Source organism: Methanotorris formicicus Mc-S-70 (assembly GCF_000243455.1).
Taxonomy (GTDB): domain Archaea; phylum AGJL01; class Methanococci; order Methanococcales; family Methanococcaceae; genus Methanotorris; species Methanotorris formicicus.
This window is the reverse complement of sequence record NZ_AGJL01000073.1, coordinates 1-5260: the sequence shown is the minus strand read 5'-3', so window position 1 is coordinate 5260 and position 5260 is coordinate 1. Positions and strand designations below refer to the sequence as shown.

Sequence of the window (5260 nt, the reverse complement as noted above, 5' to 3'; positions counted from 1 at the left end):
AGATAAATCGATTTTAGATGTTGAGGGAAATTACCTAACGTCTGAAAAGAGCAATATTGGGTTTGTTAGGTTTATAGCAATGGTATCAAACTGTATAGAATATTTAAGCCACAAATATGGATTATCATTCTATGAAGTGATTAAAGAGTGCAGTAAAGAGCTAATAAAGAAAGGATTCTCGTAATCACACTGTCAGTTACATAAAGAGATTATGGCATTCCCAACGGCTATTCGATTTAGTTCTCTTCTAAACTCATACCAAGTAATCTTTTTATCGATTCTAATCCTCTCTAAAATAAAGAAAGCTCTCATGGCTAACGAAATGTGTCCCAATACTGGAAGTCTCTTTCTAACGAAGAAATTTCCGATATTGCAGCACTGTTTAACCCCTCTGTGGAACTCTTCGATTCTCCAAGAGGCGTTTCTGACCTCTTGGAATTCTTCGAAACTCATAAATAGGTTATTCGTTATATAATATACTGCCTTTCCGTTTTTGGAAAGGTAGAAGAGTTTGACATAGCCCACTTTCCTTAGATAGACGATTAAGCCGCTCTTAGGAATTTCTCCAAGTTCTTTAATCGAAATCCACTCACCGTTTTTGGAGAGGTTTATCTTCCTGTTCCTTTTAATTCTGCAGAGGTAAAATAAACCTAACTTATCGATAAGTTTTAAGTTTTCTTTTGCTCGAATACCAACTATCGAAGCAGATATATCGAATATTAAATCCCCTTTCAACTAAAGAGAGTATTATTTCCCTACATAAATCATTCTTCGTCTTTCCATCCCTTGGTCTATCATAAACTCTAAAATCGATTGGAATGATGTTCTTTCCATTCGTAGCAATACAATCAACAACATGCATGCCCATAACTACTCGTTTATGTAGATTACTCCAACAATAATAAGTAAATTCTGTTGATTTTCGAATAAAACTTATCTATAACAAAATCATCTATAACGAAAATGTTATATTCGGAGTTATAAAGTTTTCATGAAGTTAAATAGATTCTCTTGTGGGTTAAGACCCTCATTCCAAAGAATTCGATTTTATGGTATCGTGAGATACGTTTATTCCGAAAATGCGTAATGTTTTAGATAGTTCTATACACGAATTAAACTCTGACAATAGAAGAAAGAGCATATAAACAATTGCATTCGCTTTTTTGAGAATATTCTCACCATAAACAATTTTTATTCGAAAAATAGTAAAATGTTGTGGTAGAAATATCTTATCATAAATGCTATATCATTATATTCGAATATGCTTGCGAAAGTCCTATTAAATTAATCTTTAGTGAATTGGAAGAACATAAAAGACTATTGATTGAAATTAAGGATAGTATGAATGAATTAAAAGAAGGAATTAATGGATTAAATAAAAAATTCGACATTTTAATTGAGATTTTGAAAAACAAATGAGTTTTTATAGCCTCTTCTCCAAATACTTAATAAATTCATCTGCATCAGGAACATAAGCCCCACATGCAAATCTATGCCCTCCTCCACTACCACCAACTTTATAAGAAGCGTATCTTATTGCATCTGCTAAATTTATATCTTCAGCGAATGCTAAGAGTTTTGGACATCTTGCAGAGACCTTATATCCTTCCCCGTTATTGGCAATCGCAAATATTGGTTTTTTCCAATCAACCTTTTCTAATGAGTATGTTAAACCCGCAACAATTCCTACTATCTCTGATTTTATTTTATCTGTCTCAAAGTATTGGAACTTATCTTTTTGTACAATCTCTACCTCATCCTTTACATGATTTAATGATTTTGCCAAATTTTTCCTATGCTTCCTCAACATTGAGAGCATTTTTTTATAATAACCCTCCCTATCCCCTCTCAAAACATTCAACGCTATCTCATACTCCCCATATCTTGAACAGGCATTTATGCAGGTTGAGAATTCCTCCAAATCCCTAAGTGGTGTTTTAAATTCCTCATGTACAAACTCATAAGATTCTCCAAAAATAACCTTTGGCAGATAGATACTCCATTCCCTTGGAACATACTTATTACATTTATGCAAAAATTCACTTCCCAAAGCCCTCTTATACTCATAAGGAATCTCACACAACGATAATGTTGGATTTATATCTAAGTTGTATTTTTTACCAACATTCATAATAAATCTAATAATCCTTGAATCGCTATTCACCAAATCAGTCCTAACATCAGTAAAATACTTCATGGAAATGAACAAAGGTCTTGTTTGCTTCCCATAAAACTGCAAATCCATATATTTTTTAACATCCCCTCTCTCAACTGCATCCTTTAAAATTTTCTCATTTAATCCCTTAAGTTTTCCCTCAAAGTTTTGCACATCCCCAACAGAACCAAGTACAGCATATTTTGCCAAATCTGTCCATCTTGGATTGCACATTTTCGCAAAGAAATAACAAACTCCTGCTCCGCAAATTTCCCTTCCCCCATCTCTATTTAAATTCCATGGGTTAACGTTTATTATATTTTCTGGAATTTTTGTGTTTTCTACTATATGGTGGTCCAATATGATTACTTTTTTGTTGCTGTTTTTGATTTTTTCCTTTATCAAACTTAACTGCCCACTCCCTAAATCAGCAAATATTATTAAATCGTAATCAGAAAATGGAATCTCTTCAATGCTATTAACATCAATCTGCTTTAAGAACATAAAATCTGCATCGATATTTAATCTTTCCATCAACTTTTCCAATATAATCCTTGAAGTTATTCCATCAGTATCTATATGCGTACATATTAAAATATTATTGTTTTTATTTTTTCTTAGTGTTTTAACTGCCCGTTTTAAATTTTCCATGATATTCACCAAAAAATTAACATCCTTCCAAATAAATTTTTGATAAACGTAAATTCAAACTCTTTGAAAAGATTTTTTGTTTAAATTATATACGAACAACATATATATTTTTACCGTGTTTTTATAATTTTATGAAATTATAGTGGTGAAATTATGTTTAAAGAAGATACAAAATTTGCATCAAAATTTGAAGTTGATTTACTGAATAAACTTACAAATGGAAATTTTAAGTATGATGATTTAATACTATTGGAGAAGATGAGTGGTTTAGATTATAGAAAAAGAGTTTATCTAAACAACACACAAATTGGGGTATTAGAGTTTGATTTGGTTGATTTGAATTGGAAATTTATCCCATCTGCCTGCTATTATTTAATTGAAGAACCAAAAATAAAATTAAAACCCACAAAAAGAAAATTAAAAGGAAAATATGCCGAGCATTTAATTGAAAATATCGATGAATTTAAAAAAATAAATAATAACTATGTTGGTGTAGAACTTGGGAAATTCGTTGGAGTTGGGATTAAGAAAAATGAAAGATTAAAAATTAAAGACCTAACATTTAAAAAAGAAATAAAAAGAAAAAAAATACAGGATTTTTTAAAAGAAAATAATGGTAGGATAAGAAAAATGGAAACTAAATCCATAGAGTTTATTGGGAAGTACTTTGAGAAGTATAAAAATAAAAGCAACTATGTCATAAATGCTTCATTTAGTGGAGGGAAAGATAGTTCCATATCTACACTACTTGCAAAAAAGGTTATTGACGATGTTGACGTTCTCTTCATAGATACTGGATTGGAATATCCTGAAACAATTGATTTTGTAAAGAAATTTGCTAAAGAGTATGATTTAAATCTTCGCATTATAAAAGCGAGGGATTTTTGGAAAGAACTTGAAAAAGAAGGCATTCCAACAAAAGATAATAGATGGTGCAACAGCGTATGTAAGTTAATCCCACTAAAAGAATTTTTTGAAGAGGAGTACAAAAATAAAAAAATCATAACCATAGACGGTACAAGGAAATACGAGAGTTTTACAAGGGCAAAATTAAAATACGAAAGAAGAAACCGATTTATACCATTTCAAACATCAATTTTTCCAATTTTGGATTGGAATGCCTTAGATGTGTGGAGTTATATTTATATTAACAACATACTCTATAATCCATTATATGATAAGGGATTCGAAAGAATTGGATGCTACCTCTGCCCATCCGCTTTAAATAGTGAATTTTTGAGAGTTGGTGATTTATACCCAGAGTTATTTAATAGATGGTTTAATTATTTAAGGAAATTTTATGCAGAAGAAGACATATTGAGAGGATTTTGGAGATGGAAGGAACTTCCTCCCAAGATGAAGGAGTTGAAGAATATATTAAAAGAAAAGTCCAAATAAAGCAAAAATAAAATTGGAGGGGGCTTAATGTTATCAAAAGAAATCATCGTTGAAAAAATAAAATCATATAAACCATGTGAAAAATGTAACAAACCTCTGCCAAAATCAATCCCAATAGAAAAACTAAATCTAAAAAATAGAAAAGAAACTTGTGAATGTGGAAAAAGACATATAGATGATGTTATGCTAAATGTTTATGAAATAATAGATAATTTTGGAGAATTTAATAGGAAAGAAGTATCTTTAAAGGATATTGGAGTTCCACTAATAGAGGTTGGATATCCGCTGAAATACCCCCCTGTTTTGAGAGAAAACGAGTTAATTATAATGACAGATGTTTCAAAGGATTGTACAAAAGAAATTGTTAAAATAAAGGAAATAAAAGGTGTTTTATCCACAAATCAAAAATTCTCAACGAACTCACAAGACATAAACAAATTACTTTTCGGGGATGACTTTAGGTGCGATGTTTTCCCACTTGGCAATGATTGCATAATAGTTTGCAAAAATCAATCAAAAGTTCATATAGAATTCCCAAGACCGTTTGATCCAAAAATTTCAAAGATAAAACGCCTCAACCTCAAAGGTTGTTATTGATGGATTTTGTGGTGTTGGGACTTTAGGCATGGTTGCATTGAAAATGGGGGCTAAGAAGGTTATTTTTTGTGATATAAATAAACATGCAATTGAAAATTTGATTTACAATTTAAGGTTGAATTTTGGGGATGGAATTTTTAATAGTGTTGAGATTTTTAATGCTATAGGACTTTCGCAAATACATTTAAATACTTAGATTAACAATAAACCAGTTTCTTTACATAAAGAGATTATGGCATTCCCAACGGCTATTCGATTTAGTTCTCTTCTAAACTCATACCAAGTAATCTTTTTATCGATTCTAATTTTCTCTAAAATAAGAAAGCCCTCATAGCTAACGAAATATGTCCTAATACTGGAAATCTTTTCTAACGAAGAAATTTCCAATATTGCAGCACTGTTTAACTCCTCTGTGGAACTCTTCGATTCTCCAAGAGGCGTTTTGACCTCTTGAAATTC

At 30.9% G+C, this 5260-nt stretch carries 5 protein-coding genes and 2 pseudogenes; 4 read left to right on the top strand and 3 right to left on the bottom strand.

Annotation, left to right across the window (positions count from 1 at the left end):
• The coding region (locus METFODRAFT_RS08985; protein WP_007045295.1) for a hypothetical protein at positions 1-184 on the top strand (184 nt) is incomplete at its 5' end.
• Between the two features lie 8 nt (positions 185-192).
• Here METFODRAFT_RS08985 and METFODRAFT_RS11980 read toward each other — a convergent pair.
• Both METFODRAFT_RS11980 and recJ read right to left on the bottom strand, forming a co-directional pair.
• Positions 193-1171 (bottom strand): annotated as a pseudogene (locus METFODRAFT_RS11980) (IS701 family transposase).
• Between the two features lie 252 nt (positions 1172-1423).
• On the bottom strand, positions 1424-2806 hold the full coding sequence (gene recJ, locus METFODRAFT_RS08975; protein WP_007045292.1) for a single-stranded-DNA-specific exonuclease RecJ: 1383 nt from the start codon (positions 2804-2806) through the stop codon (positions 1424-1426).
• A gap of 153 nt (positions 2807-2959) precedes the next feature.
• Between recJ and METFODRAFT_RS08970 the strand changes: the two genes are divergently transcribed.
• From METFODRAFT_RS08970 to METFODRAFT_RS11635, 3 genes are read left to right on the top strand one after another with little or no spacing between them, the layout of a single operon-like run.
• Positions 2960-4204: a phosphoadenosine phosphosulfate reductase domain-containing protein gene (locus tag METFODRAFT_RS08970; RefSeq protein WP_007045291.1), complete on the top strand. Its 1245-nt coding sequence runs from the start codon at positions 2960-2962 to the stop codon at positions 4202-4204.
• A gap of 27 nt (positions 4205-4231) precedes the next feature.
• Positions 4232-4801 carry a hypothetical protein gene (locus METFODRAFT_RS08965; protein ID WP_007045290.1) on the top strand — a complete coding sequence of 190 codons (570 nt, stop codon included), beginning with the start codon at positions 4232-4234 and terminating at the stop codon, positions 4799-4801.
• Positions 4802-4829: 28 nt separating this feature from the next.
• On the top strand, positions 4830-4997 hold the full coding sequence (locus METFODRAFT_RS11635) for a hypothetical protein (protein ID WP_007045289.1): 168 nt from the start codon (positions 4830-4832) through the stop codon (positions 4995-4997).
• Here the strand turns inward: METFODRAFT_RS11635 and METFODRAFT_RS08960 are convergent.
• Positions 4994-5260, bottom strand: a pseudogene (locus METFODRAFT_RS08960) (IS701 family transposase); the annotation flags it as partial. The gene METFODRAFT_RS11635 and the pseudogene METFODRAFT_RS08960 sit on opposite strands and share 4 nt — an antisense overlap.